Consider the following 24999-nt stretch of genomic DNA (forward strand, 5'->3'; position numbering starts at 1 on the left):
TTGCATGCCATCAGCCAGCCCGGCTTGCGACGGTTCGCTTGAACCCCTTCTCGGCCTGATTGACCTTGTAGAGATAGCGGCGAGCCTCTGCCTTGGGATGTTGTTCGGTCAGTACCTGATAGACGGCCTCGGGGGAGAGGCGGTTGATCATGCCGGGGGCCGCCTTGCGATCGTTGGAGAAGGTGTTGAGCACCCCTCCCGCACCACCGTTGTAGGCGGAGATCACCGCATAGCGGCGGGACTGGGGATCCTGGATATCCGCCAGATAGACGGTCTGCAGCAGGTGCAGGTAGGCGGTCCCCACATCGATGTTGTAGGCCGGATTGAACAGATCTTCCCTGGTCGGCTGGCCATCCTTGCCCTTGACCCTCACATAGACATCCCGCCCAGCGGTAGCCGGGATCACCTGCATCAGGCCATAGGCGTTGGCGTGGCTGACCGCATAGGGGTTGAAGCTGCTCTCGGTCTTGATCACCGCGTAGATGAGACTCTCGGCGACCCCGTACTTGCGGGAGGCATCGCGGATGATGCTGGCGTATTTGTAGCCGCGCCTGTCTTCGTGGTTGGCCACCATGGGAATGTCGATGAAGAAGATGTTGCGGATCCCGAGGGTGCGCTTCTTCATCGCGTTGGCGATCAGATAGTCGGCATAACGCTCTGCACGCCAGCTGGAGCGGATCGCTTGTCCCTGGTTGTCCAGCACCTGGCCATAGAGGAAGGGCTCGCCACCTGGCATGATCTCACGGTCGGAATAGAGGTCGACCTCTGCCGGATCGTCCGGGGTCAGCAGGGTTTCGATGATGGCGCGGCGCAGGTGGGCGCGGGGATCCAGACCCGAGACGGTCTCCACCATGATGTGACCGCTGGAGAAATCGATGTGGGCGCGGCTCTTGTACTGATCCGTGTATTTGACGTAGTCAAACTTGCCCGCGAACAGCGCCTCGCGCCCCCATATCTCGTTCACGTTATGGGAGAGCGCACTGATCATGTGTTCAAAACCGCGCACGTCTTTGCCGTTGACCAGATCATCATCGCCACTCCCGCTGGTCTGGGGGGTGGATGAACAGGCAGAGAGAAACAGCAGGGCGCACAGCAGCCCAAAAAAACGACCCATAAGATCCTCAAACCGGGCGGTGGGGCCGCCCGTCACTGACTGGCCTGAGCCAGGATTGGTGTCACCCTGCGGCATATTGACGACTCAGGGGGACGCTGGCCCTTTGACTCGATTCCCGCTCACTGGCTGGGAGGGGTGTAACCGTCGATCTGGACTTCACCCGCGTCGAACAGATAGCTGACCATCTCTTTTTCCAGCAACTGGCGGTGCTCGAGATTCATCATGTTCAGCTTCTTCTCGTTGATCAGCATGACCTGCTTCTTCTGCCACTCGGTCCAGGCTTCCTTGCTGATGTTGTCGAAGATCCGCTTGCCGAGTTCACCGGGGTAGAGTTGGAAATCGAGACCCGGCGCTTCTTTCTTCAGGCGCAGGCAAAATACGGTACGGCTCATGTTGACCTCTGTGGTTGCAAGTCTGGTTGTAAGTCCGGGTAGGCGAGCAGACGGGCCGTGGCCGCCGCCAATCCCACCTCGGCAGGATGGCGTAAGTTATACCAGAGTCGGGTATCCGCTTCCATGAGCAGGGGGGCGGGCGGAACAGCCATTTCGATCAGCAAAGGGCGAATGTCGAGGTGGAAGTGACTGAAAGTGTGACGAAATCCAGCGAGCTCCTGATAGGCGGCATCCTCCAGCCCCAACTCCCGCAGTCGCCCGGTCACCTCTGTGAGGGATTCCACCTGCGGGAAGCAGTAGAGCCCGCCCCAGATCCCTTGCGGCGGACGCTTCTCCAGCAGCAGCTGATCGCCGTGGCGGATGATCAGCATAATGCCGTTGCGTGCCGGAATGCTCTTCTTCGGCTTGCTGTGAGGGTAGGCGGTGGGGTTGCCCTGCGACAGCCCCTGGCAATCGGCCTGCACCGGGCAGCGCTCGCAGGCGGGCTTGCTGCGGGTGCAGACGGTGGCCCCCATGTCCATCATGGCCTGGTTGTACTGGGCCACCCCGACGCGCGGGGTGAGGCGGGTCGCCAGCTCCCAGAGATCGTGCTCGACCTGCTTCTGGCCCGGCCAGCCCGCCAGCGCCAGCCAGCGGGTGAGTACCCGCTTCACGTTGCCATCCAGGATGGCGTGGGGCTGGCCCAGAGAGAGGGAGAGCACGGCCCCGGCGGTGGAGCGACCGATGCCGGGCAGGGCCATCACCTCTTCCAGTTGTTCCGGAAAGAGGCCGCCGTGCAGATCGCGGATCTGCTGGGCAGCCTTGTGCAGGTTGCGGGCGCGCGCGTAGTAGCCAAGCCCGGTCCAGTGATGCAGCACCTCGTCGATGGGGGCGTTGGCCAGGGTCAGCACGTCGGGGAAGCGGGCCATGAACCGCTCGTAATAGGGGATGACAGTGGCAACCTGGGTCTGTTGCAGCATGATCTCGGAGACCCAGACCCGGTAGGGGGTCTTGTCCTGCTGCCAGGGCAGGGTCTTGCGGCCGTGGATCTGGTACCAGTCCAGAATGCGGGTGGCGAAGGTGGTGTTGTCTGAGTGGCTCACAGTGTGCTCATGTTCTGATGATAAGTCCGCCCGCCATCAGGAGGGCGATCCCCGACCCGGCGCATGGCAAAGGTCGAGTGTAGGTTATTGATTAAAAAGGGGAGCTCTCGGGCTCCCTCAGAATGGGCGCTGACCCTCCCGGGGGAGGGCCACTGGATGCCGGCAGATCAGCCGCGCCAGTCTTGCAGCGCCTTGAGGCTGGCATACTGGCCGCCGACCTGCAGGACGATGTAGTCCTGGGCGATGGCTGCCAGGATGACACCGGGGGCGATCTCATTGCCCTCGCGCCACTCCCGTCCATTGAGCACCACGGCCCGCTTGGCCGGGTCGGAGGAGTAGTTGTGGGCACCATAGGTCAGGGACGGCACCTGCTGTTTCAAGGCCGGAGCCAGGGCGCCGAGGGGGATGGCACTGGTCTGGACCTGAGCCTGTGGCGCACTCTCTTCCACCAGCGGCGTGTTGTTGAGGGCGGCCATCAGCCGTTCTGCCAGACTCTGTCCCCCCTGGTTTGCGGTAGTCGCAGCCGGGGTTGCGGCAGGTCTTGGAGCGACCACTGGCTCCGGCAGGGGGGGCGGCAGCGGCCGGGTGATCATGGGCCTGGGTTCGACCCGCACGAAGGGAGGAGTCACCACTTCCTTCACTTCGACCTGCTGTTCCACGGGTTTGAGGTGATAGAGGTGCCAGCCATAGTTGGCGGCGGCGCCCATCACCAGGGCCAGGGGCACCAGGGCCCACCAGATCCAGCGGCGGTTGGGCTCCTCTTCCTGGCTCACGGGCAGACCCATGAGCGGCATATGGGGGGTGAACTGGGGCTGGTCGGCCCGGCGCAGGGCCTTGAGCAGGGTGGACATCAGGAGGCCTCCTCGACCATGGGATCCGTCTCATCATCCGCCACGCTGTCGAGATCGACCGGCGTGCTGGCTCGCAGGGATTCATCCTCCAGCCTGGGCATGGGTTCGCCGGAGGCCACATTCAGCCGCAGCAGGGTGTTGCTGCCGGCGATGCCGTCCGGGGTCAGTCCCTGCTCGCGCTGGAACTGTTGCAGCTTGTTCTTGAGGGTGGCATCAAAGCGGCTCACCTTGCGATCGGGTTGCTGCATGGCGCGGCTAAGGGCGTTGTCCAGCCACTGCACCTGGGCAGCCCCGGCATTGCTCGCTATCAGGGGCACGTTGCCCCTGGGCATGCGCCAGAGCAGGGTGTAGCTGCCGCCCCAGGCGTCGGAGAGCCACTGCCTGTCCACCTGCCAGCTCTGGTTGCCGATGAGCAGGGAAGCCTTGTCCGCCCCCAGGCTGACCAGGGTGGCGTAATAGAGGCCGCCGGTCTCGTCGGTGAGACTGATGAGGGCCGGGTATTGCAGCGCCTGCAATTGCGCCAGGGAGGCTTCTCCCTCCTGGCAGCGCAGGCCCGCACGGGGGGCATTGTCGCAGGTTGCCTCCTCCAGCTCGGCCTGGTAGCCCCATACCTTGTAGAGATTCTGCATGGCGACGTCCGGCTCCAGCGCCTGATTGATGGCGCGGGTCAGCTGGGCCTGCTGCTCCGGCGTGTCATCCACCTTGACCGGTACCTCGACCTTGACCAGGGGGCGGGCTGGGAAGAATCCGAAGAATTGCCAGCCCCACCAGCCGGTGGCGACCAGCAGGGCGCCCACCAGGGCGACCGTGAGGCCGGATTGCCAGCTTCCCTCGTCGCGAATGCCGCTCACCTCATACGCGGACTGGCTGATGTCCCCGTGCACTATCTTGTGGCTGCCACGGGCGAAGGCGGCGATGAGGGCGCGGTCGCAGATGAGGTTGATGAGACGGGGAATGCCTCCGGAGAGGCGATGCAGGGTCTGGATGGCCCTGGGGGTGAAGATGGGCTGGACGCAGCCTGCCACCTGCAACCGGAAGCGGACATAGGCATCCACATCCTGGCGCGACAGCGGCAGCAGGTGATAGCGGGCGGTGATCCGTTGGGCCAGCTGGCGCAGCAGGGGCTGGCGCAGCATCTGTTGCAGCTCGGGCTGGCCGATGAGCACCACCTGCAGCAGTTTCTTCTCGTCTGTCTCCAGATTGGTGAGCAGTCGCAACTGCTCCAGCACGCCGGGCAGCAGGTGCTGGGCTTCATCCACCAGCACCACGCTGCGCTTGCCTGCCGCCAGATTCGCCAGCAGATGATCCCGGATAAGGTCGAACAATTGCTTGAGGCTGGCCTCTTCGCCGTAGGGCAACTGGAATTCGTCGCAGATGGCGGCCAGCAGATCCCGCTCGGTCAGAGAGGGATTGAGGATGTAGGCGATCTCGGTGTCGGCGGGCAATTGCTGCAGCAGGCAGCGGGAGACGGTGGTCTTTCCCGTACCCACTTCCCCGGTCAGCAGCACGAAGCCGCCACCGTCCTGCAACCCGTAGTTGAGGTGGGCGAGGGCCTCCCCGTGACGCTCGCTCATATAGAGGTATTTGGGGTTGGGCGAGATGGAGAACGGGGGCTCCGACAGACCGAAGAACTGTGTGTACATAAGGATCCATTCCATTGTTATGGGCGGCAGGTTAAAGCCTCCCAAAAGGGATGTCAAAGACCCGGATACCATAAGGGGAGCTGGCTCGAACCACGGGCTGAGTCGCCCGGGACGATGGCGGGAAGCAGCCGCCCGGCCGAGTGATGGAGAGCCCGGTGCGACGGGTGCACATCGTCTCTCTTGGCCAAAAGCGGTATCATCGGGGCAAGTTTATCGAGGGAGAGTGCGCGTGCAGATTTATCTGGTCGGAGGGGCGGTACGGGATCGCCTGTTGGGATTGCCCCAGGGTGACAGGGATCACCTGGTGGTCGGCGCCACGGTGGAGCAGATGCTGGGTCTCGGATTCACCCAGGTGGGCCGAGACTTTCCGGTCTTTCTTCACCCCAAAACCCAGCAGGAGTACGCCCTGGCGCGCACCGAGCGCAAGCAGGGGCAGGGTTACACCGGCTTCGTCTGCCATGCCGCCCCCGAGGTGACGCTGGAGCAGGATCTGCTGCGCCGGGATCTCACCATCAACGCCATCGCCGAAGATGAGGATGGGCAACTGCACGATCCCTACGGCGGCGTGCAGGATCTAGAGGCGCGGTTGCTGCGCCATGTCTCGCCGGCCTTTGCCGAGGATCCTCTGCGCATCCTGCGGGTGGCGCGCTTCGCCGCCCGTTTCCATGCCCAGGGGTTCGTGGTGGCCCCCGAGACGCTGGGGTTGATGCGCGAGATGACGGAGGCTGGAGAGCTGGCCCATCTGACCCCGGAGCGGGTCTGGAAGGAGCTGGAAAAAGTGCTGCTGGGGTCGACACCCCAGATCTTCTTCGAGGTGCTGCGCGAATGCGGCGCACTCAAGGCGCTCTTCCCCGAGCTCGATGCCCTGTTCGGTGTGCCGGCCCCTGCCAGATGGCACCCGGAGATCGACACCGGCATCCATACCATGATGGTGCTGGCGCAGGCATGTCGTCTCTCCCCCGAATTGACCGTGCGCTTCGCGTCCCTCTGCCACGACTTTGGCAAAGGGCTCACTCCGCCCGCCTTCTGGCCGAGCCATCACGGCCATGGTCAGAAGGGGTTGCCGCTCATTCGGGATTTTTGCGAGCGCTTCCGGGTGCCGAACGAGTGTCGCGATCTGGCGCTGCTGGTGAGCGACCTGCACACCCATATCCACATTGCCTTCGAGCTCAAGCCCGCGACCCTGCTCAAGGTATTCGACAAGGCCGATGCCTGGCGCAGACCGGAGCGCTTTGCCCAGCTGCTCGATGCCTGTCGCGCCGACTTCCACGGTCGTACCGGCTTCGAAGAGAAGGTCTACAGTCAGCCGGACTATGTCGCCGAGGCCCTGGAGGCGGCGCAGGCTGTGCCGGTCAAGGAGATAGTGGCGGCCGGCTTCAAAGGGGAGGCAATCCGCGAGCAGCTTGCCAAGCGGCGGCTTGATGCCATCAGCCGGGTGCGCGACGAGTGGACCTTCATCGAGGAGTAAGCGCCGCAGCCGATCGACGCTCAATCGACGGCGTAATATGGGCGAAGCATAAAAAAGCCCGGGTCAATGACCCGGGCTTTTTGTCGTGCGGCGTGGGCTGCTCAGGAGAAGCAGGCCTGCAGCACGTAGAAGATGGCGATGGCCAGGATGGCGCCCGCGGGCAGGGTGATGACCCAGGAGACCACGATGTTGCGCAGCACGCCCAGGTTCAGGGCCGCGATGCCCCGTGCCAGACCGACACCCATGACGGCACCCACCAGGGTCTGGGTGGTGGAGATGGGCAGACCGGTGCCGGAGGCGATCACCACGGTGGCGGCGGTGGCCAGCTGGGCGGCGAAGCCACGGCTCGGGGTCAGGTGGGTGATGCCGGTGCCGACGGTCGCCATCACCTTCTCGCCCATGGTGGCCAGACCGATGACGATGCCGATGCCGCCAAGGGGCAGGATCCACCAGGCGATGTGGGAGCTGCCGCCGATCTCGCCGCCGGCCGCCACGATGGAGGCGACTGCAGAGAGCGGGCCGATGGCGTTGGCCACGTCGTTGGAGCCATGGGCGAAGGCCATGGCGCAGGCGGTGATGATCATCAGGATGCCGAACACCTTCTCCACGTTGGCGAAGTGCATCTTGCTGTCATCTTTCGGGTTGTACTGCTGGCCGCGGATATAGATCCAGCCGGCAAACGCCACCGCGATGGAGATGGCGACGGAGAGCAGCGCGCCTTCGCCATTGCTCAGGTGCAGACCGACGTGGGTCAGCCCCTTCTTGATTGTGACCAGGCAGATGACCAGGGACGTCAGGAACATGTAGAAGGGGACATAGCGCTTGGCGTTGTCCAGGGGGTTGTCCGTGTTGAAGATGAGCTTCTGCACGCTGATGAACATGAAGTAGGCGATGATGCCCGAGATGGCCGGCGTGACTACCCAGGAGCCGACGATGCCGCCAAACTTGTTCCACTGTACCGCTTCCGGACCGATGCTCACCACGGCGAAGCCCACGATGGCGCCGATGATGGAGTGGGTGGTGGAGACGGGCCAGCCGAAATAGGAGGCCAGGATCAGCCACAGACCCGCAGCCAGCAGGGAGGCGATCATGCCGAGCACCAGCAGATCCGGCGTGTCGGCAAAGGCGTTGCTGTCGATGATGCCGCTGCGGATGGTGGCCGTCACTTCGCCACCGGCCAGATAGGCACCGGCAAATTCAAAGATCATGGCGATGATGATCGCCTGACGGATGGTCAGGGACTTGGTGCCGACCGATGTGCCCATGGCGTTGGCGACGTCGTTCGCACCAATGCCCCAGGCCATCAAAAAGCCGAACAAGGCCGCCACGAGCACCAGGGTGGTGCCGTAATTTGCGATAATGTCCATTAGTAGTGTTTACCCAGTCAGTCGATTACGAACGAGCCAGCATCAATTCCAGACGGGCGCCAACGCGCTCTGCCTGATCAGCCAGGTCACCTACCCATTCGAGGATCTTGTAGAGGAACATAACGTCGATCGGATTGTATTTGTGCTCAACGGCTTGCAGCTGTTGGCGCAGTCCGATCTGCATGGTGTCAGTATCGTCCTCGATGAGATCCAGCTGGTGGATCATCTCGGCAACCATTTCAACTTCACGTCCTTTAAAGCCGGTTTCGAGCAGCTCATCGAGTTCTCCGATGGCTTTTTCGGCTTGGGCGGTCGCATCGATACAGCGTTTGAGATAGGCCATGAAATCGGCGCGCATCTCGGTGGGGAATTCCATCTTGCGGCCAAGCATGCGGCCGGAAATATCCTTGGCACGGTTGGCAATCTTGTCCTGCTGGGTCAAGAGCTCCAACAGATCGGTACGAGCGACCGGCAGGAACAGGCCGCGGGGGAGTTTCAAGCGGATTTCGCGCTTGAGGATGTCCGCTTCTTTTTCCAGCTGGGCGATCTGTTGCCGGATCTTCTCGGCATCTTCCCAGCGGTCTTCGGCAACGGCATCAAAGAAGGGAATGAGCTGTTCGCAGCACACGTGAACCTTGACGATATGCTTCTGCAGCGGCTTGATGGGGGACTTGGCAAAAAGACCCAAAATAGTATTTACTGGCATGGCCAAACCTGTGTCGGTGAAAAAACACTCGATACGATTTTATGAGGGGCGCATGGTAACCGAACTGTGCCATCAATAAAACCGTGAATTAATCGTGAACTGTCGCTGGCATTATATCCTCGCGACCCCGAACATGCCCCCCAAAGTTGCCCGCCAGCCCGGAATGACTATGCAAACTGAGATCGAGATAAAGTTTTTCGTCACCAGCAATATTCAAGAATCCATCTCCAACCTTCTGAATTCACTAGAGATTATCTCTTCCAATCAAGCCGCTCTTGGCAACGTCTATTTCGACACGCCCGACCTGGGTTTGCGTGGGCTCGAGATGGGGTTGCGCATTCGTCGCAGCGATGATTTTTCCGAGCAGACCATCAAGTGCCGGGGGCAGGTCGTGGGCGGATTGCACGCCAGACCCGAGTACAACACCCCGGTGGAGGGAACCATTCCGACCCTGTCTGCCTTTCCTGCCGATATCTGGCCGAGTCTGGTGGTGCGCGATGAACTCCAGAGCCGTCTGGTGGCCCAGTTCAGCACCGATTTCCTGCGCCGCCACTGGCTGATCGCATTCGGAGATGCCGAGATCGAGCTGGCCTGGGATCAGGGGGAGATTGTCGGTGCCCTGGGGCGTATCGGGATCGACGAGCTGGAGCTGGAGCTGAAATCCGGCGATGCCCGCGCCCTGTTCACCCTGGCGAGCAAGCTGGCGGCGCTGGGAGGATTGCGGCTGGGTGCCCAGTCCAAGGCGCAGCGCGGATACAGGCTGGCTGGGCTTGGCAAGCCACTGGCCGTGCAGCCCCTGCAAAGGATTGTGGGCAAAGATCAGAAGGTCAGCATTACCCTGGGTCTGCAGCACTGGCAGCATCATGAGCAGCTCTGGCTCGAGAGTGGCGATGCTGGCGAACAACAACGGGCGCTGCATGCCCTGCTCGAGGGGGTATCCCTGGTTGCCGAGGCAGCAGGCACGCTGACGGTGCCCCCCTCCTGGCTGGCCGACCTGCAGGCGCAACAGCGTCTGATGGTGCAGGTGGCCGGGGATCGTGCATCACTGCATGCCCTGTTCCACCATGCCGACCTGGTGGGCCTGCAGCTGTCCATCGCGGCCTGGCTGCATCTGGGGGAGTGAATCTTAAGTGGTGCAGAGCGCAAAAAGGTGAGCCCGGGCTCACCTTTTTTATGGCAGTTGCACCTTGAACGGCGCTATCAGTTCACCACGGCCACGTTGATGGTGCCGTTGCCCTGGGTCATGCGGACCCGGGCGCCAGGCACAAAGGTGGGGCTGGCCTTTTGTACCACCACGATGGATTCGCCGTTCTCTTTCTTGATCTCGAGCTCGACCCCGTCAACCTGGTTGAGTTTGTCCCCTGCCGCCTTGCCGGCCGCCGCACCCGCGATGGCGCCACCGGCCGCCGCGATGTCACTGCCACGACCGCCGCCTATGGTGCTGCCGAGCAGGCCGCCGACCACGGCACCGCCAATGGTGCCGATCAGCGAGTTTTCATCGGCCTGGATCTTGACGGGGCGGGTGGAGAGGATGGTGCCATAGCTGACGGTCTGTACCTGCTTGGCGCGATCCTTGGTGTAGACATCGCCGGAGTAGACGTCGCTGTTGGCACAGCCGGTGATGGCGGTGGTGGCCGCCAGCAGGGTGACGAGAGCAATACGTTTGAACATGATGGGCCTCCTGGGCGGGCATCGGATTAATCTGGTGATGAATTGCACTTTACGTCAACCAGATTGCGCATTAAACCCGCAAAGTGTAACCAATTATGTGGCCGGAAGGCTCCCGTGCCGGTGGTGGATGGTCAGGTCAGGGCTTTTTCCAGCAGCAGGCGATCCTCGCCTGGCCCGAAGTAGCCTCTCTCTTCTGCCAACTGCTGATAACCCAGCCTGAAGTAGAGGCGCTGGGCCGGATTGGCGGGATCAACGGTCAGTCTGACCCGCTCAACTTCCAGTTTCAGCAGTCCCTGCTCCACCTGCAACATCATTTGCTCGGCCAGGCCGAAGCCGCGCGCTTCGGGGCGCACCGCGAGGGAGAGCAGCCAGCCCTGCGACCGATCCTGACCAAGCCCGCCCAGGGCATAGCCCAGCAGCCGGCCTTCCCGCTCCGCGACAACCAGCAGTTCGGGCCACAGATCCATGGCCTGGCGAAAGAAGAAACCGGGGTAGACATCCTCGCCGAAGACATCGGCATCTATCTGCCAGATGGCGTGCATGTCGGTGTGGGTGGCAAGGCGCAATACGGGGGACGAGTGCATCGGGGCTCCTCTCATCGGGTCTCTGCTGCGGGGCAGCCAAAAAGGAGGCACAGGGTAGAAGGGGCGGGGAGTCGATGCAAGGGGGGCATTTGTGGCATGCCGCGGATAAAGAAACAGGGCCCGCAGGCCCTGTGTCATCAGAGGAGGCTGGTCGCCTGCTCCAGCCAGGCGAGATCCTCGCCCTCCAGCAGCGGGCTCAGACGGCGGTAGACCTCCGCATGGTATTCGTTGATCCAGCGGAACTCCGCCGGGCTCAGCAGGCTGCGATCGATGAGGCGGATGTCGAACGGCACATAGGTCAGTCGCTCGAAGCCCAGCATCGTCAGCTCGCCACGGGCCTCCTGTTCGGTCACCACCACCAGGTTTTCACAGCGGATGCCGAAGGCATCTTCCCGGTAGTAGCCCGGCTCGTTGGAGAGCACCATGCCCGGCTGCAGGGCCACCAGGCTGCCCTTGGGGGCGATGCGCTGCGGGCCTTCGTGCACGCTGAGGAAGTGGCCGACCCCGTGGCCGGTGCCATGGTCGTAGTTGTAGCCGGCTTGCCACAGGGGCATGCGGGCCAGCACGTCGAGCTGGATGCCGGCAGTGCCGCGGGGGAAGCGGGCCTGATCCAGGGCAATATGACCTTGCAGCACCCGGGTAAACATGGCCCTGTGCTCGTCGGTCACCTCACCCACCTTGACGGTGCGGGTGATGTCGGTGGTGCCGTCCAGGTACTGGGCGCCGGAGTCCACCAGATAGATGCTGTCCTGGCCGAAGGCCCGCGGGGTACCGTTGGTGTGGCGGTAGTGGCACATGGCTGCGTTGGGGCCGAGTGCCGAGATGGTGTCGAAGCTCGGCTCCACATAGTGCTCCTGCTCGTGGCGGAAGGCTTCCAGCTGGTCGGCCAGGGTGCCTTCGTCCACACCGTCGAACTCGCCGCTGGCGATCAGGCGATCCAGCCAGGCCAGGAAGCGGGTGACGGCAACGCCGTCGCGCAGGTGGGCGGCACGCATGCCGGCCAGCTCCACGGGGTTCTTGCACGCCTTGGGCAGCATGGTGGGATCCTGGCCGGCCACCAGAATGGCGCCTGCCTCTTCCATCACGAGCTGGGTCCAGGCGTTGGCGGTGTTGGGGTCGGCCAGCACCTTCTGCTGATCCTCGCCGATGCGCTGCAACACGTCACCCAGCTTGTCGATGGGGTAGACGGAGACATCCTGCCCCACGTGCTGGCTGAAGGCGAAGCAGTCGATCTTGTCGGTATCGACGAAGAAATCCATGGTGGTGTTGGCGTAGAGTACCGCAAAGCCCAGCACCACCGGCAGGCGTTCCACGTCGCGACCACGCAGGTTGAGCAGCCAGTTGATGGGCTCGGCCTGGGTCAGCAGCACCGCATCCAGCCCGCGCTTGCGCAGATCGCTGGCCAGCATTTCGCGCTTGGCCTGGCTGGACTGGCCCGCCAGCTCCTCGCTGTAGAGGATGACAGGGCTCTTGGTCGGGGCGGGACGATCGCTCCAGTGCAGATCGATGGGGTTCTCGTCGATGCGCACCAGCTCGATGCCGTGATCGGCCAGTACGGCGTTGGCGTTCTGATACCAGGCCAGGCTGTGCAGGCGGGCATCGAAACCGACCCGGGAGCCTGAGGGCAACTGCTCCGCCAGCCACTGCACGTGGGGGTCTTCATTGAGGTGGAGAAACTCGAACAGCTCGGCCGGCGCCTGCATGCGCGCCTGCACGGTATAACGACCGTCGATGAACAGGGCCGCCCGATGCGCCATGATGATGGCGAGCCCGGCGGAGCCGTTGAAACCCGTGATCCAGTCCAGCCGCTCGGCATAGGCGGGAATGTACTCCCCCAGATGCTCGTCGTCGTGGGGAACGATGAAGGCGTCCAGCTCCAGCGTGGCCAGTGTGGCCCTGACCTGGGCGACGCGGGTTTCAATAATCTCGAAATGGTTCATGTCGTTATTGCCAGCTTGTGGTGATGTGAGTGTTCATTGATGGTGGCCGCCTGCCAGGATCTGTCTGATCGACTGGCCTGCCGCCTCGATGTGTTGCTTGAGCAGTACCACTGCTTCGTGCTTGCGCCGGGCGCGGCACAGTTCAAGGAGTCGAGCGTGCTCCCGCTCGGCCTTGTCCACGCCGCCCTGGGCGAACAGCAGTTCGAAACGCACATAGCGGTCGCAGCTCAGATTGATCTGGGCGATCAGTTCCAGTGCCTGGGGGCGATTGGCTGCCTGGTAGAGGGTGGCGTGAAAGCGGTGATTCAACTCGGCCCAGTGTTCGATCTGGGTGCCAGACTCCAGCGCCAGATCAAACTGGGCGAGGATGGCTTGCGCCTGGGCGAAGGTCTCCTCCGTCATCAGGTCGACGGCGTGGAACAGGGTATCGGCTTCGAGCAGTGCCCGCAAATAAAAGAGCTCCTCGATGGCCGAGGCATCCAGCATGGTCACCACGGCGCCGCGATGGGCCTCGAACTTCACCAGCCCCTGGGCTTCCAGTTGCATCAGGGCTTCTCGCACCGGGATGCGGCTCACCGCCAGCTCCTTGGCGATGGCGTCCTGGCGCAGGGGGGCGCCCGCTGCAAACTCGCCACGCAATATCCGGCCACGGAGGTTCTCCATCACCATCTGGGTTCGGGTCTTGTAAGGTGGGGTCATGCTGGGGTCACGGGCAGGTTGCAAAATTGTATATTGTATAAAGTTTGGCTGAATCTAACGCGCAAGGGCCGTCAAGGCAAGGCTTGGCGGGAGCCATATGCCGCGCATCGGCCAAAAAAATACCGGCCAGCAGGGCTGACCGGTACGGGATTGTGAGACGCGAGGCGCGTTTCTTACAACTGCGGGCCCGCCGCGACCAGGCGTTTGCCTTCGTCGTTGTCGGTGAAGCGCTCGAAGTTCTTGATGAAGCGCCCGGCCAGATCGGCCGCCTTGGCATCCCACTCGGCCTGGTCGGCGTAAGTGTCTCGCGGATCTAGGATGGCGGGGTTGACGCCCGGCAGCTCGGTCGGCACTTCCAGGTTGAACACCGGCAGTACCTTGGTCGGCGCCTTCTCGATGGAACCATCCAGGATGGCGTCGATGATGCCACGGGTATCCTTGATGGAGATCCGCTTGCCGGTGCCGTTCCAGCCGGTGTTGACCAGATAGGCTTCAGCCCCTGCCGCTTCCATCCGTTTCACCAGCTCCTGGCCGTACTTGGTCGGGTGCAGGCTGAGGAAAGCCGCGCCGAAGCAGGAGGAGAAGGTCGGGGTCGGCTCTGTGATGCCGCGCTCGGTACCGGCCAGCTTGGCGGTAAAGCCGGACAGGAAGTGGTACTTGGTCTGCTCCTTGGTCAGCTTAGCGACCGGGGGCAGCACACCGAAGGCGTCTGCGGTCAGGAAGATCACCTTGGTGGCGTGACCCGCCTTGGAGACCGGCTTGACGATGTTGTCGATGTGATAGATGGGGTAGGAGACCCGGGTATTCTCGGTGCGGGAACCGTCGTCGAAGTCGATGGTGCCATCGGCGGCCACGGTCACGTTCTCCAGCAGCGCATCGCGGCGGATGGCGTGGTAGATGTCCGGCTCGGCCTCTTCGGAGAGCTTGATGGTCTTGGCGTAGCAGCCCCCTTCGAAGTTGAACACGCCGTGATCATCCCAGCCGTGCTCGTCATCGCCGATCAGCTGACGCTTGGGATCGGTGGAGAGGGTGGTTTTGCCGGTGCCGGAGAGGCCGAAGAAGATGGCCACGTCCCCATCCTTGCCCACGTTGGCGGAGCAGTGCATGGAGGCGATGCCGCGCAGGGGAAGGAAGTAGTTCATCATGGAGAACATGCCCTTCTTCATCTCGCCACCGTACCAGGTGCCGCCGATGAGTTGCATCTTCTCGGTCATGTTGAAGGCGACGAAGTTCTCGGAGTTGAGACCTTGCTCCTTCCAGTTCGGGTTGGTGCACTTGGCACCGTTCATCACCACGAAGTCCGGTTTGAAGGTCTTCAGCTCCTCTTCGCTCGGGCGGATGAACATGTTCTTCACGAAGTGCGCCTGCCAGGCCACCTCGGTGATGATGCGCACCGCCAGGCGGGTGTCCGGGTTGGCGCCGCAGAAGCCGTCCACCACGAACAGACGCTTGCCGGACAGCTGTTTGGTGACCAGCCCTTTCAGATGTGACCACACTTCCGGGGTAATCGCCTTGTTATCGTTTTTACCCTGGTCAGACCACCACACAGTATCCTGGGTAGTGGCATCTTTGACGATATATTTATCTTTAGGGGAGCGGCCGGTGAAGATGCCGGTGTTGACGTTGACGGCGCCAAGCTCGGTGACGACGCCACGTTCGAAGCCCTCAAGGTCTGAGCGGGTCTCTTCAGCGAAAAGCTGCTCATAGGAGGGGTTGCGAACGATTTCCTGGCTGTTTTTGATACCGTATTGGTCCAGCTTCAGTTGTTGGGCCAGGGTGGGTTCTACCACGATTGTCATTGTATTCTCCTGGGTTCAGAGGTGTGTAGGGTTCTATCTGACGTTCATGCTACCACCTAGGTGGTGGTTTTTAGCGATCGCCATCAAACTTTATAAAATAGGGTATTTTTTTGTTATTTAAGTTAAAGGCGGGTTTTGCCCGCCTTTGATTAGTGTAACTGGTTTGCATCATTACCGGGAGCCCTGCTGAACAGGGTTTCGATGTCTATCCCGTCGAATTCGTAGTGGGCGCCGCAGTAATCGCAGTGCATGTCGATCTTGCCGAGCTCCTGCACCATGGATACCGCTTCCTCCTTGTCTATCTGCAGCAAGGCCCCTTCGCAACGGGCGCGGGAGCAGGTGCAGCGGAACTCGATGGCCTGGGGATCGAACACCCGTACCTTGTCCTGGTGGTAGAGGCGGTAGAGGATCTCTTCCGCGTCCAGACCGAACAGCTCCACGTCCTTGATGGTGGTGGTGAGCTGGACCAGGTGGTCGAAATCTTCGCTGTGATCCTCGCTCTGGGCCGGCAGCTCCTGCAGCAAGATGCCCGCCGCACGGGGCTCGCCCTCGTGGTGGCCGGTGCGGATCCAGAGGCGGGTGGCCAGTTGTTCGGACTGGGCGAAGTAGTGCTCCAGACAGGCCGCCAGGGTGTCGGCCTCCAGGGCGATGATGCCCTGATAGCGCTCTCCCTGATCCGGAGTGATGGTGATGACCAGATGGCCGTTGCCGATCAGGCTTTGCAGCTTGCCGTCCGTCGGCAATTCCCCTTCATAGCGTGCCACGCCGCGCAATTGCTGGTTGTTGTCGCCGTTGATGACGGCCAGACGCACCGGACCGTCCCCCTGCAGCTGCACCGTGATGGAGCCTTCGAACTTGAGGGTGGCGGTCAGCAGGCTGGTGGCAACCAGCAGCTCGCCCAGCAGGTGCTGCACCTGTACCGGGTAGTTCTGGGCGTCGATGATGTGGCGGTAGGTACGATCCAGCTGGACCAGCTCCCCACGCACTTCGTACTCTTCGAACAGATAGCGATACAGGAGGTCTTGGTTACTCATCATGGTTTCCTAGGATGTTCTTGGGGAAAAATAAACACATTGTTAAACAGGTGGTTAGGAACTAATTCCTCCACCTGTCGTCATAACGGGGCCACAGACGCGGATTAGGATTGCTTGACCCGGATAAGCTGGCGTCGCTCCTGCTTGTCGGGTCGGCGCTCCGGGCTTGGGGCAAACTGGCTGTTGAAGCGGCGGGCTTCGCTGTTTTCGGCCCGTTTCTTCAGGCTGGCCTCTGTCTCTTCATAGAGTTGCTGGGCCAGCGGGGCGGATTTGCGCTGCTCGCTCACCTCGAGCACCCGCACCTCCCGCTCGTCCTGGCCTTGCCAGAATCGCACCAGGGCGCCGACCTCGACCGCCTTGCCCGGCTTGGTGCGCTGGCCGTTGTAGTGCACCTTGCCGCCGTCGATCTGATCCCGCGCCAGACTGCGGGTCTTGTAAAAGCGGGCGGCCCACAGCCACTTGTCGAGACGGACCTGAGTGCTGCTTTGTGCTGGATTCGACATGGATCGGCTCCGGGATGGCTGAAAAGGTGCCTGATTATACCAGAGGCGGGCCCCGGGATAGAAACAGGGGGCATCCGGGTGTGACGGAAACTGAATTTTCACCCCTTGGTCCCATCCGGTCGGTTGTCTCTGGGTCCATTGCCGTACACAATAGCCAACCGACTTGGATGCCAGACAATTTTGAGAAAGATGACGCTACCGTTCAGGGATGATTTGTTGACTTCCCTTCTGGCTCGCTGCAAGGCCATGCCACTCTCCCGTTTCAGCCAGCCCCTGTTCTGGCTTCTGCTGCTGTTGCTGGCCCAGCAGTGTGCCGTGCTCACCTGGCGCCTGTACGAACTGGCCCAGCCCGCTCCCCTGACCCCCTGGCAACCCTCGGTCACCTCGGTGCAGGGGAGTGGCGGCGATCGCCTCGATCTTGGCAACCTCAGCCGCCTCTCTCTCTTTGGCAAGGCGCTGCAACCCCAGGCGGACAAGGCGGCAGAGACGGTGGCGGCGGATGCCCCGAAAACCCAGCTCAACGCCCAGCTCAACGGGGTGCTGGCAAGCTCGGATCCCGCCAAGTCCATCGCCATCATCGCCCACAACGGGACACAGAACTCTTACGGCATCGGAGACTACATCGACGGTACCCAGGCCAGGATACGCCAGGTGTTTGCCGATCGGGTCATCATCGCCCGGGACGGCCGTGACGAGACCCTGATGCTGGACGGGGAAGAGTATGGCAAGCCCCTGCCCAAACCGGCCCGCCAGGAGGGACTCTCCTCCGTGCGCAGCGAACTGCTGGGCAACCCGGGCAAGATCACCGATTACCTCAATATTTCTCCGGTCCGGGTGGACGGTCGCATGACCGGCTATCGCCTCAACCCGGGTCGCAATCCGGAACTGTTCAATCAACTCGGACTGGTCGCCAACGATCTGGCGGTCAGCATCAACGGCCTGGATCTGCGTGACAACGCCCAGGCCATGCAGGCGATGCAGCAGGTGGCGGGCGCCACGGAAATGACCGTCACCGTCGAGCGGCAAGGACAGCTCTACGACGTCTATGTCGGCTTGTCAGAATAATGAATTGGAGTAGCACCAAGAATGACAAATAAAGGGAAGGGCTGGCGTCTGGCCACCATGGCGGCAGCCTTGATGATGGCCGGTTCTGCCTGGGCCACCGAGTATTCCGCCAGTTTCAAGAACGCCGACATCGAGGAGTTCATCAACACGGTCGGCAAGAACCTGAACAAAACCATCATCATAGAGCCATCGGTACGCGGCAAGATCAACGTGCGCAGCTATGACCTGCTCAACGAGGATCAGTACTACCAGTTCTTCCTGAGCGTGCTCGACGTTTACGGCTTTGCCGTGGTGCCCATGAACAACGGCGTGCTCAAGGTAGTGCGCTCCAAGGATGCCAAGACCTCGGCCATCCCCGTGGTGGATGACACCAACCCCGGCGTGGGTGACGAGATGGTGACCCGGGTGGTACCGGTGCGCAATGTCTCGGTCCGTGAACTGGCCCCCCTGCTGCGTCAGCTCAACGACAACGCCGGCGGCGGCAACGTGGTCCACTACGAGCCCTCCAACGTGCTGCTCATCACCGGCCGCGCCGCCGTGGTCAACCGCCTGGTGGAGGTGGTTCGCCGGGTGGACAAGGCGGGGGATCAGGACATGGACGTCATCAAGCTCAAGTTCGCCTCCGCCGGCGAGATGGTGCGGCTGGTGACCAACCTCAACAAGGATGGCAGCAATCAGGGGGCCAACGCCTCGCTGCTGCTCTCCCCCAAGGTGGTGGCCGACGAGCGCACCAACTCCGTGGTCATCAGCGGCGAGCCCAAGGCCCGTGCCCGCATCATCCAGATGGTGCGCCAGCTCGACCGGGATCTGCAGAGCCAGGGCAACACCCGGGTCTTCTACCTGAAATATGGCAAGGCCAAGGATCTGGTGGACGTCCTCAAGGGGGTCAGCTCCAGCATCGCCGCCGACAAGAAGGGCGGGGCGGCTGCCACGGCCACGGGCGGTGCCAGCATCGGCGGCGGCCAGCTCGCCATCTCCGCCGACGAGACCACCAATGCCCTGGTGATCACCGCCCAGCCGGACGTGATGGCCGAGCTGGAGCAGGTCATCGCCAAGCTCGACATTCGTCGTGCCCAGGTGCTGGTGGAGGCCATCATCGTCGAGATATCGGATGGTGACGGCATGAACCTCGGGGTGCAGTGGGCCAACACCAATGGCGGCGGCACCCAGTTCACCGACACCGGTCTGCCCATCGGCTCCCTGGCCATCGCCGCCAAGGATTACAAAGACAACGGCAACACCGACGGCCTGTCATCCCTGGCGGGCAGCTTCAGCGGCATGGCGGCAGGCTTCTATCACGGAGACTGGGCGGCGCTGGTGACGGCGCTCTCCACCAACAGCAAGAACGACATCCTCTCCACCCCGAGCATCGTCACCATGGACAACAAGGAGGCCTCCTTCAACGTCGGTCAGGAAGTGCCGGTGCAGAGCGGCTCCCAGAGCTCCACCACCAGCGATCAGGTGTTCAACACCATAGAGCGCAAGACGGTGGGGACCAAGCTGGTGGTGACGCCCCAGATCAACGAAGGAGATTCCGTGCTGCTCAACATCGAGCAGGAAGTCTCCAGCGTGGCACAGAAGCAGGCGACCGGGACCGCCAACCTGGGCCCCACCTTCGATACCCGTACCGTGAAGAACGCCGTGCTGGTCAAGAGCGGCGAGACAGTGGTGCTGGGCGGCCTGATGGACGAACAGACCCAGGAGCAGATCTCCAAGGTGCCCCTGCTCGGGGACATTCCGGTGCTGGGCTACCTGTTCCGTTCCTCCAAGACCTCCACCGCCAAGCGCAACCTGATGGTCTTCATCCGCCCGACCATATTGCGTGACGCCAATGTCTACTCCGGGGTCTCCAGCAACAAGTACACCTTGTTCAGGGCCGAACAGCTGAGCCGGGCTGCGGAAGAGGGCTATGCCACCTCGCCGGCTCGCCAGGTGCTGCCCGCCTATGGCCAGGACGTGATGATGTCCCCCGAGGTGCAGCAGCAGATCCAGAGAATGCAGGCCCAGCAGCAGGCGACTGCCACCGGCGTGCGCGCCCAGGTGCAGGAGCAGCCCTTCGTGCAGAGCAAGCCCTGATGGCCGCCTACCAGCTCGATGGCAGCGAGCTGCCGGCTCCCCTGCCGGAACTGCCGTTCGCGTTTGCCCGCAACTTCGGGGCCATCCTGACCGAGCGCCAGGGTGCCCCGGTGCTGCTCTGTCGTCAGGGGATCGCCCCCCAGACCCTGCTGGAGGTGCGACGGGTGGCGGGCTGTGCCTTCGCGGTGGAGCAGCTTGGCAACGACGAGTTCGAAACGCTCCTGATGGCCCACTATCAGCGTGACTCCTCCGAGGCGCGTCAGTTGATGGAGGATCTCGGCAACGAGATGGACTTCTTTGCCCTGGCCGAAGAGCTGCCCCAGAGCGAGGATCTGCTGGACGCCGACGACGACGCCCCCATCATTCGCCTCATCAATGCCATGTTGAGCGAGGCGATAAAAGAAGAGGCGTCCGATATCCACATCGAGACCTTCGAGCGGGCCCTGGTGATCCGTTTTCGCATCGATGGGGTGCTGCGGGAGATCCTGCGCCCCCATCGCAAACTCGCCTCCCTGCTGGTGTCGCGCATCAAGGTCATGTCGCGCATGGACATCGCCGAGAAGCGGGTGCCCCAGGATGGCCGCATCTCACTGCGCATCGGCGGCCGCGCCGTCGACGTGCGGGTCTCCACCATGCCCTCCAGCTACGGCGAACGGGTGGTATTGCGACTGCTCGACAAGAACAACGTGCGCCTCGAGCTCAAGCAGCTCGGCATGACGCTGGCCAACCGCAACATCATCAGCGAACTCATTCGCAAGCCCCACGGCATCATTCTGGTGACGGGCCCGACCGGCTCGGGCAAGTCCACCACCCTTTATGCGGCCCTCTCGGAGATCAACTCCCGGGATCGCAACATCCTGACCGTCGAAGACCCCATCGAATATGACCTCGAAGGGGTGGGCCAGACCCAGGTCAACAGCAAGGTGGACATGACCTTCGCCCGGGGCCTGCGCGCCATTCTGCGCCAGGATCCGGACGTGGTGATGGTGGGGGAAATCCGTGACCTCGAGACCGCCCAGATCGCGGTGCAGGCATCCCTCACCGGTCACCTGGTGATGTCGACCCTGCACACCAATACCGCCATCGGCGCCATCACCCGGATGCGGGACATGGGGATCGAGCCCTTCCTGCTCTCCTCGTCGCTCCTGGCGGTACTGGCCCAGCGGCTGGTGCGCACCCTCTGCCCGGATTGCCGCGCACCGCACCCTGTCACCGAGCAGGAGCGTCTGGCCATGGGCATCGAGCTTGCGCCGGATCAGCAGATCTGGCGTCCGGTGGGCTGCGAGCAGTGCAACCACACCGGCTATCGCGGCCGGACCGGCATCCACGAGCTGGTGGTGGTGGACGAGGCGGTGCGCGAGGCGATCCACAGTGCCAGCGGCGAGCTCGCCATCGAGCGGCTGATCCGGGGTCACACCCCCAGCATCCGCCGCGACGGCATCGACAAGGTGCTCAAGGGGCAGACCAGCCTCGAAGAGGTGCTGCGCGTGACCCGGGAAGACTGAAATGGCGGCATTTGAATACAAGGCTCTCGACGGCAAGGGGCGCAACAAGAGCGGCGTGCTGGAAGGGGATTCCGCCCGCCAGGTGCGCCAGCTGCTGCGCGAGCAGGGGCTGACCCCCCTCGAGGTGAATGAGACCACCGAGAAGGCCAAGCGGGAGGCGAACCGCTTCGTGCTGTTTCGCCGTGGTGCCTCCACCGCAGAACTGGCCCTCATCACCCGCCAGCTGGCGACCCTGGTGGGGGCCGGTCTCACCATCGAAGAGGCCCTCAAGGCGGTCGCCGAGCAGTGCGAGAAGGCCCACCTGCGCAGCCTGGTGGCGACGGTGCGCAGCAAGGTAGTAGAGGGGTATTCCCTGGCCGATTCGCTGGGGGCCTTCCCCCATGTGTTCGACCAGCTGTTCCGCTCCATGGTGGCGGCCGGCGAGAAGTCCGGTCACCTGGAGAAGGTGCTCAACCGTCTCGCCGATTACACCGAGCAGCGCCAGCACATGCGCACCAAGCTGCTGCAGGCGATGATCTATCCCATCGTCCTCACCCTGGTGGCGGTGGGGGTCATCTCCATACTGCTCACCGCCGTGGTGCCCAAGGTGGTGGCCCAGTTCGAACACATGGGCCAGCAACTGCCGGGCACCACCCGTTTCCTCATCGGCACCAGCGAGCTGTTGCAGCACTATGGCCTCTGGTTCCTGCTGCTCCTTGGTATTGGCGGCCTGATCTGGCGCTGGTGGCTGACCGACGACAAGCGTCGTCGTCGCTGGCACCAGGTGATACTGCGCCTGCCGGTGATCGGTCGGGTCAGCCGCGGTCTCAACACCGCCCGCTTTGCCCGCACCCTGAGCATCCTCAACGCCAGCGCCGTCCCCCTGCTGGAGGGAATGAAGATCGCCGGCGAAGTGCTCTCCAACGACTATGCCCGCATGCGCATCGGTGAGGCCACCGAGCGGGTGCGGGAGGGGACCAGCCTGCGCAAGTCGCTGGATGAAACTCGAATTTTTCCGCCCATGATGCTGCACATGATCGCCTCGGGCGAGCAGAGCGGCGAGCTCGACAGCATGCTGGAGCGGGCGGCGGACAACCAGGACAGGGAGTTCGAAACCCAGGTGAACATCGCCCTCGGGGTGTTCGAGCCCATGCTGGTGGTCTCCATGGCCGGGGTGGTGCTGTTTATCGTGATGTCGATCCTGCAGCCGATCCTGGAGCTCAACAACATGGTGAATCTGTGAGGGTCGGGTGCCCGAATAGGCTTCGCCATTCGAACCTGCAAATTCAATCGAATGATCGTGGTTTAACAGTTAATCGTTGATGGCTCATGCCATCTCATTTCGTTAGGGAGTCAGTCATGCAAAAGCGTCGTCAATCGGGTTTTACCCTGCTGGAAGTGATGGTGGTCATCGTGATCCTGGGGATCCTGGCCAGCCTGGTGGTGCCCAACCTGATGGGCAACAAGGAGAAGGCGGATCAGCAAAAAGCGGTCTCCGACATAGTGGCGCTGGAAAACGCCCTCGACATGTACAAGCTGGACAACAACCGCTACCCCACCACCGAGCAGGGGCTGGATGCCCTGGTCAACAAGCCGACCGCATCCCCTGAGCCGCGCAGCTACCGGGAAGGGGGCTACATCAAGCGCCTGCCGCAGGATCCCTGGGGCAACCAGTACCAGCTGCTGAGCCCGGGCCAGTTCGGCAAGATCGACATCTTCTCCATGGGGATGGACGGCGAAGCCGGGACCGATGACGACATCGGCAACTGGAACCTGAAGGACTTCCAATAAGTGATTCCGCCGCGTCGTGCTCACTGCGCTACCCCGGGGCTGCCTGAATGAAGGTGGCCTCTTGGGCCCGTCACCAGGCCGGTTTTACCCTGCTGGAAGTGTTGCTGGTCGCCATGTTGATGGGACTGGTGGCCACTGCCGTCACCCTCAGCATGGGGGGCGCCAGGGGGGATCGGGAGCTCGACAAGCAGGCGCGCCGCTTCATGGCGACCCTGCAGCAGGCCCAGGAATATTCGGTGATGGATGGCAGGCTGCTGGGGCTGCGGGTCGAGGAGAACGGCTGGCAGTTTATGTCCCGGGATCCCAAGGATCGCAAGTGGCGTGCACTGACCGGTGACAAGTTGCTGGGGCCGGTGACGTTGCCGGAGGGGATGACCCTGGCGGTGGAGCTGGAAGGTTTCAACTGGCGTACTGCGTCGGACGAACGCCAGGAGCAGGGTCGGGACGAGCGCGAGCGGACACCCCAGATCCTGGTCTTTCCGGGGGGAGAGCTCTCTCCCTTCGTGCTGACCCTGAGCCAGCAGGACGAGGATCTGCACTACCTGCGCACCGTCAGGGGGGACGAGTTCGGTCGTCTCTCCCTGTTGCAGGATGAAGAGGAAGAAGAGTGAGGAGCGCCAGGCCCGCAGGGGGCGTTCTAGCGCGTCGCACCGCTCTGTCGGGCGGCCCCGCCCGGGGGCGCGGCATGACGCTGCTGGAGGTCATGGTGGCCCTGGCGGTGTTTGCCATCGCCGGGCTGGCGGTGATGAAGACCGCGAGCGAACACCTGGCCGGCCTCAATTATCTGGAGCAGAAGACCCTGGCGACCTGGGTGGTGGAGAATCAGCTGGTGCAGCAGAAGCTCGAAGGCAAGTGGCCGGGAGACAGCTGGGTGGAAGGGGACGAGGAGATGGCCGGGCAGACCTGGTACTGGCGCTATCGCGGCGTCGCCACGGCTGACAGCAACTTCAGGGCGCTGGACATGGAAGTGCGCACCGCGCCCAAGGCCGAGAGCCCGGTGGCCATGATCCGGACCTATCTCAGCCGATGAACATTCATCAACGTGCGTCCATGATCCGGAGCCGGTGTCAGCCGATGATCCAGAGCAACCCCCGCCCATCGTGCCACCGCGGCTTTACCCTGCTTGAGATGCTGGTGGCCATCGCCATCTTCGCCACCCTGAGCCTGGGGGCCTATCAGGTGCTGCAAGGGGTGCTGACCAGCGACGAGGTGGCCAAGCGCAAGGAGGCCCGCCTTTCGGAACTGCAGCTCGCCTTCAGCCTGCTGGAGCGGGACGTCACCCAGATGGTGCCGCGCAGCGGTCGCATCGACGGCGAGAACAACAAGGTGCTGCTGGCGGCGTCCCGCTTCGGCCAGCAAAGCGACGACTGGGGCATGGCCTTCATTCGCGGCGGCTGGCTCAATCCGGACGGCATACTGCCGCGCTCCGGCCTGCAACGAGTGGGTTGGCGTCTCAAGGGGCAGACCCTGGAGCGGTTGAGCTACCTCTATCCGGATCCGGCCATTGGCACCGAGCCGCGCATTCAGCCCGTGCTGACTGGCGTGACGGCGCTGCGCCTCTATTTCTACGACAAGGGACAGTGGAAGGAGGAGTGGACCCAACGCGACCTGCTGCCCTATGGGCTGGCGGTGGAGCTGGAGCTTGAAGACTACGGCACCATCCGCCGCCAGTTCCTGATCGGAGCCGGTGGTCAGAGGGCAGAGAATGGTAACTGATCGTCGTTCTCCCC

24 protein-coding genes are annotated in these 24999 nt (G+C 62.8%); 10 read left to right on the plus strand and 14 right to left on the minus strand.

The window, feature by feature from the left end; genetic code table 11:
• Window positions 1-10 precede the first annotated feature (10 nt).
• The 5 genes from mltC to AB5Y68_RS20130 form a co-directional block, all read right to left on the minus strand.
• Complete coding sequence (mltC, locus tag AB5Y68_RS20110) at window positions 11-1114, minus strand: membrane-bound lytic murein transglycosylase MltC (protein WP_010675743.1); 1104 nt, start codon at window positions 1112-1114, stop codon at window positions 11-13.
• 119 nt (window positions 1115-1233) lie between these two features.
• Window positions 1234-1506: an oxidative damage protection protein gene (locus tag AB5Y68_RS20115; protein WP_010675742.1), complete on the minus strand. Its 273-nt coding sequence runs from the start codon at window positions 1504-1506 to the stop codon at window positions 1234-1236.
• Complete coding sequence (mutY, locus tag AB5Y68_RS20120) at window positions 1503-2588, minus strand: A/G-specific adenine glycosylase (RefSeq protein WP_039040597.1); 1086 nt, start codon at window positions 2586-2588, stop codon at window positions 1503-1505. The genes AB5Y68_RS20115 and mutY overlap by 4 nt, the downstream gene beginning before the upstream one ends.
• Window positions 2589-2755: 167 nt before the next feature.
• Entirely contained in the window at window positions 2756-3439 is a 684-nt protein-coding gene (exeB, locus tag AB5Y68_RS20125) for a GspB family T2SS assembly factor variant ExeB (RefSeq protein WP_010675740.1), read from the minus strand.
• The gene (locus AB5Y68_RS20130) at window positions 3439-5082 is read right to left on the minus strand and encodes an ExeA family protein (RefSeq protein ID WP_010675739.1); all 1644 of its coding nucleotides are present in this window, start codon (window positions 5080-5082) and stop codon (window positions 3439-3441) included. Before AB5Y68_RS20130 ends, exeB begins: the two co-directional genes overlap by 1 nt.
• Window positions 5083-5311: 229 nt before the next feature.
• Between AB5Y68_RS20130 and AB5Y68_RS20135 the strand changes: the two genes are divergently transcribed.
• A complete protein-coding gene (locus AB5Y68_RS20135; protein ID WP_010675738.1) occupies window positions 5312-6550 on the plus strand; it encodes a multifunctional CCA addition/repair protein in 1239 nt (412 codons plus the stop codon).
• Window positions 6551-6651: 101 nt separating this feature from the next.
• On the opposite strand, the gene AB5Y68_RS20140 is transcribed toward AB5Y68_RS20135, so the two are convergent.
• Together AB5Y68_RS20140 and AB5Y68_RS20145 are read right to left on the minus strand one after the other, a co-directional pair.
• The gene (locus AB5Y68_RS20140) at window positions 6652-7917 is read right to left on the minus strand and encodes an inorganic phosphate transporter (protein ID WP_039040595.1); all 1266 of its coding nucleotides are present in this window, start codon (window positions 7915-7917) and stop codon (window positions 6652-6654) included.
• 25 nt (window positions 7918-7942) lie between these two features.
• Window positions 7943-8623 carry a TIGR00153 family protein gene (locus tag AB5Y68_RS20145; protein WP_010675736.1) on the minus strand — a complete coding sequence of 227 codons (681 nt, stop codon included), beginning with the start codon at window positions 8621-8623 and terminating at the stop codon, window positions 7943-7945.
• A 169-nt stretch (window positions 8624-8792) separates the two neighbouring features.
• On the opposite strand from AB5Y68_RS20145, the gene AB5Y68_RS20150 reads away from it, so the two are divergent.
• Window positions 8793-9746, plus strand: coding sequence for an inorganic triphosphatase (locus AB5Y68_RS20150; RefSeq protein WP_039040594.1), 954 nt, complete (start codon window positions 8793-8795; stop codon window positions 9744-9746).
• 77 nt (window positions 9747-9823) lie between these two features.
• Here the strand turns inward: AB5Y68_RS20150 and AB5Y68_RS20155 are convergent, their stop codons facing one another.
• From AB5Y68_RS20155 to hslR, 7 genes are all read right to left on the minus strand, one after another.
• Window positions 9824-10294 (minus strand): glycine zipper 2TM domain-containing protein, encoded by a 471-nt coding sequence (locus AB5Y68_RS20155; protein ID WP_010675734.1) that lies wholly within the window; start codon window positions 10292-10294, stop codon window positions 9824-9826.
• Between the two features lie 131 nt (window positions 10295-10425).
• Window positions 10426-10878 carry an N-acetyltransferase gene (locus tag AB5Y68_RS20160; protein WP_010675733.1) on the minus strand — a complete coding sequence of 151 codons (453 nt, stop codon included), beginning with the start codon at window positions 10876-10878 and terminating at the stop codon, window positions 10426-10428.
• A gap of 137 nt (window positions 10879-11015) precedes the next feature.
• Window positions 11016-12818 carry an aminopeptidase P family protein gene (locus tag AB5Y68_RS20165; RefSeq protein WP_039040593.1) on the minus strand — a complete coding sequence of 601 codons (1803 nt, stop codon included), beginning with the start codon at window positions 12816-12818 and terminating at the stop codon, window positions 11016-11018.
• A gap of 33 nt (window positions 12819-12851) precedes the next feature.
• Entirely contained in the window at window positions 12852-13517 is a 666-nt protein-coding gene (locus tag AB5Y68_RS20170; RefSeq protein WP_039040592.1) for a GntR family transcriptional regulator, read from the minus strand.
• Window positions 13518-13690: 173 nt separating this feature from the next.
• Window positions 13691-15316, minus strand: coding sequence for a phosphoenolpyruvate carboxykinase (ATP) (gene pckA / locus AB5Y68_RS20175; protein ID WP_010675730.1), 1626 nt, complete (start codon window positions 15314-15316; stop codon window positions 13691-13693).
• 149 nt (window positions 15317-15465) lie between these two features.
• Window positions 15466-16350 (minus strand): Hsp33 family molecular chaperone HslO, encoded by an 885-nt coding sequence (gene hslO / locus AB5Y68_RS20180; protein WP_039040591.1) that lies wholly within the window; start codon window positions 16348-16350, stop codon window positions 15466-15468.
• A 104-nt stretch (window positions 16351-16454) separates the two neighbouring features.
• Window positions 16455-16853: a ribosome-associated heat shock protein Hsp15 gene (hslR, locus tag AB5Y68_RS20185; RefSeq protein ID WP_010675728.1), complete on the minus strand. Its 399-nt coding sequence runs from the start codon at window positions 16851-16853 to the stop codon at window positions 16455-16457.
• Between the two features lie 213 nt (window positions 16854-17066).
• On the opposite strand from hslR, the gene exeC reads away from it, so the two are divergent.
• From exeC to exeJ, 8 genes are all read left to right on the plus strand, one after another.
• Complete coding sequence (gene exeC / locus AB5Y68_RS20190; RefSeq protein WP_272865916.1) at window positions 17067-17918, plus strand: GspC family type II secretion system variant ExeC; 852 nt, start codon at window positions 17067-17069, stop codon at window positions 17916-17918.
• Between the two features lie 21 nt (window positions 17919-17939).
• Window positions 17940-19994, plus strand: coding sequence for a GspD family T2SS secretin variant ExeD (gene exeD / locus AB5Y68_RS20195; RefSeq protein WP_010675726.1), 2055 nt, complete (start codon window positions 17940-17942; stop codon window positions 19992-19994).
• Window positions 19994-21499 (plus strand): GspE family T2SS ATPase variant ExeE, encoded by a 1506-nt coding sequence (gene exeE / locus AB5Y68_RS20200; protein ID WP_039040589.1) that lies wholly within the window; start codon window positions 19994-19996, stop codon window positions 21497-21499. The genes exeD and exeE overlap by 1 nt, the downstream gene beginning before the upstream one ends.
• A gap of 1 nt (window position 21500) precedes the next feature.
• The gene (gene exeF / locus AB5Y68_RS20205) at window positions 21501-22721 is read left to right on the plus strand and encodes a GspF family T2SS innner membrane protein variant ExeF (protein WP_039040588.1); all 1221 of its coding nucleotides are present in this window, start codon (window positions 21501-21503) and stop codon (window positions 22719-22721) included.
• A gap of 116 nt (window positions 22722-22837) precedes the next feature.
• Entirely contained in the window at window positions 22838-23269 is a 432-nt protein-coding gene (exeG, locus tag AB5Y68_RS20210; RefSeq protein WP_010675723.1) for a GspG family T2SS major pseudopilin variant ExeG, read from the plus strand.
• A 47-nt stretch (window positions 23270-23316) separates the two neighbouring features.
• Entirely contained in the window at window positions 23317-23880 is a 564-nt protein-coding gene (exeH, locus tag AB5Y68_RS20215; protein WP_039040587.1) for a GspH family T2SS minor pseudopilin variant ExeH, read from the plus strand.
• Between the two features lie 74 nt (window positions 23881-23954).
• Complete coding sequence (gene exeI / locus AB5Y68_RS20220; RefSeq protein ID WP_039040586.1) at window positions 23955-24299, plus strand: GspI family T2SS minor pseudopilin variant ExeI; 345 nt, start codon at window positions 23955-23957, stop codon at window positions 24297-24299.
• A 44-nt stretch (window positions 24300-24343) separates the two neighbouring features.
• A complete protein-coding gene (exeJ, locus tag AB5Y68_RS20225; RefSeq protein ID WP_039040585.1) occupies window positions 24344-24985 on the plus strand; it encodes a GspJ family T2SS minor pseudopilin variant ExeJ in 642 nt (213 codons plus the stop codon).
• The last annotated feature ends 14 nt before the right edge of the window (window positions 24986-24999 follow it).

Source organism: Aeromonas sp. R6-1 (genome assembly GCF_040908165.1).
GTDB classification, from domain to species: domain Bacteria; phylum Pseudomonadota; class Gammaproteobacteria; order Enterobacterales; family Aeromonadaceae; genus Aeromonas; species Aeromonas caviae.

Bases quoted from the DNA above. Each gene is read 5' to 3' on its own strand.
- mltC (WP_010675743.1), bottom strand. From the start codon at position 1,114: ATGGGTCGTTTTTTTGGGCTGCTGTGCGCCCTGCTGTTTCTCTCTGCC.
- AB5Y68_RS20115 (WP_010675742.1), bottom strand. From the start codon at position 1,506: ATGAGCCGTACCGTATTTTGCCTGCGCCTGAAGAAAGAAGCGCCGGGT.
- exeB (WP_010675740.1), bottom strand. From the start codon at position 3,439: ATGTCCACCCTGCTCAAGGCCCTGCGCCGGGCCGACCAGCCCCAGTTC.
- AB5Y68_RS20130 (WP_010675739.1), bottom strand. From the start codon at position 5,082: ATGTACACACAGTTCTTCGGTCTGTCGGAGCCCCCGTTCTCCATCTCG.
- AB5Y68_RS20140 (WP_039040595.1), bottom strand. From the start codon at position 7,917: ATGGACATTATCGCAAATTACGGCACCACCCTGGTGCTCGTGGCGGCC.
- AB5Y68_RS20145 (WP_010675736.1), bottom strand. From the start codon at position 8,623: ATGCCAGTAAATACTATTTTGGGTCTTTTTGCCAAGTCCCCCATCAAG.
- AB5Y68_RS20150 (WP_039040594.1), top strand. From the start codon at position 8,793: ATGCAAACTGAGATCGAGATAAAGTTTTTCGTCACCAGCAATATTCAA.
- AB5Y68_RS20155 (WP_010675734.1), bottom strand. From the start codon at position 10,294: ATGTTCAAACGTATTGCTCTCGTCACCCTGCTGGCGGCCACCACCGCC.
- AB5Y68_RS20160 (WP_010675733.1), bottom strand. From the start codon at position 10,878: ATGCACTCGTCCCCCGTATTGCGCCTTGCCACCCACACCGACATGCAC.
- AB5Y68_RS20165 (WP_039040593.1), bottom strand. From the start codon at position 12,818: ATGAACCATTTCGAGATTATTGAAACCCGCGTCGCCCAGGTCAGGGCC.
- AB5Y68_RS20170 (WP_039040592.1), bottom strand. From the start codon at position 13,517: ATGACCCCACCTTACAAGACCCGAACCCAGATGGTGATGGAGAACCTC.
- pckA (WP_010675730.1), bottom strand. From the start codon at position 15,316: ATGACAATCGTGGTAGAACCCACCCTGGCCCAACAACTGAAGCTGGAC.
- hslO (WP_039040591.1), bottom strand. From the start codon at position 16,350: ATGAGTAACCAAGACCTCCTGTATCGCTATCTGTTCGAAGAGTACGAA.
- hslR (WP_010675728.1), bottom strand. From the start codon at position 16,853: ATGTCGAATCCAGCACAAAGCAGCACTCAGGTCCGTCTCGACAAGTGG.
- exeD (WP_010675726.1), top strand. From the start codon at position 17,940: ATGACAAATAAAGGGAAGGGCTGGCGTCTGGCCACCATGGCGGCAGCC.
- exeE (WP_039040589.1), top strand. From the start codon at position 19,994: ATGGCCGCCTACCAGCTCGATGGCAGCGAGCTGCCGGCTCCCCTGCCG.
- exeF (WP_039040588.1), top strand. From the start codon at position 21,501: ATGGCGGCATTTGAATACAAGGCTCTCGACGGCAAGGGGCGCAACAAG.
- exeG (WP_010675723.1), top strand. From the start codon at position 22,838: ATGCAAAAGCGTCGTCAATCGGGTTTTACCCTGCTGGAAGTGATGGTG.
- exeH (WP_039040587.1), top strand. From the start codon at position 23,317: ATGAAGGTGGCCTCTTGGGCCCGTCACCAGGCCGGTTTTACCCTGCTG.
- exeI (WP_039040586.1), top strand. From the start codon at position 23,955: ATGACGCTGCTGGAGGTCATGGTGGCCCTGGCGGTGTTTGCCATCGCC.
- exeJ (WP_039040585.1), top strand. From the start codon at position 24,344: ATGATCCAGAGCAACCCCCGCCCATCGTGCCACCGCGGCTTTACCCTG.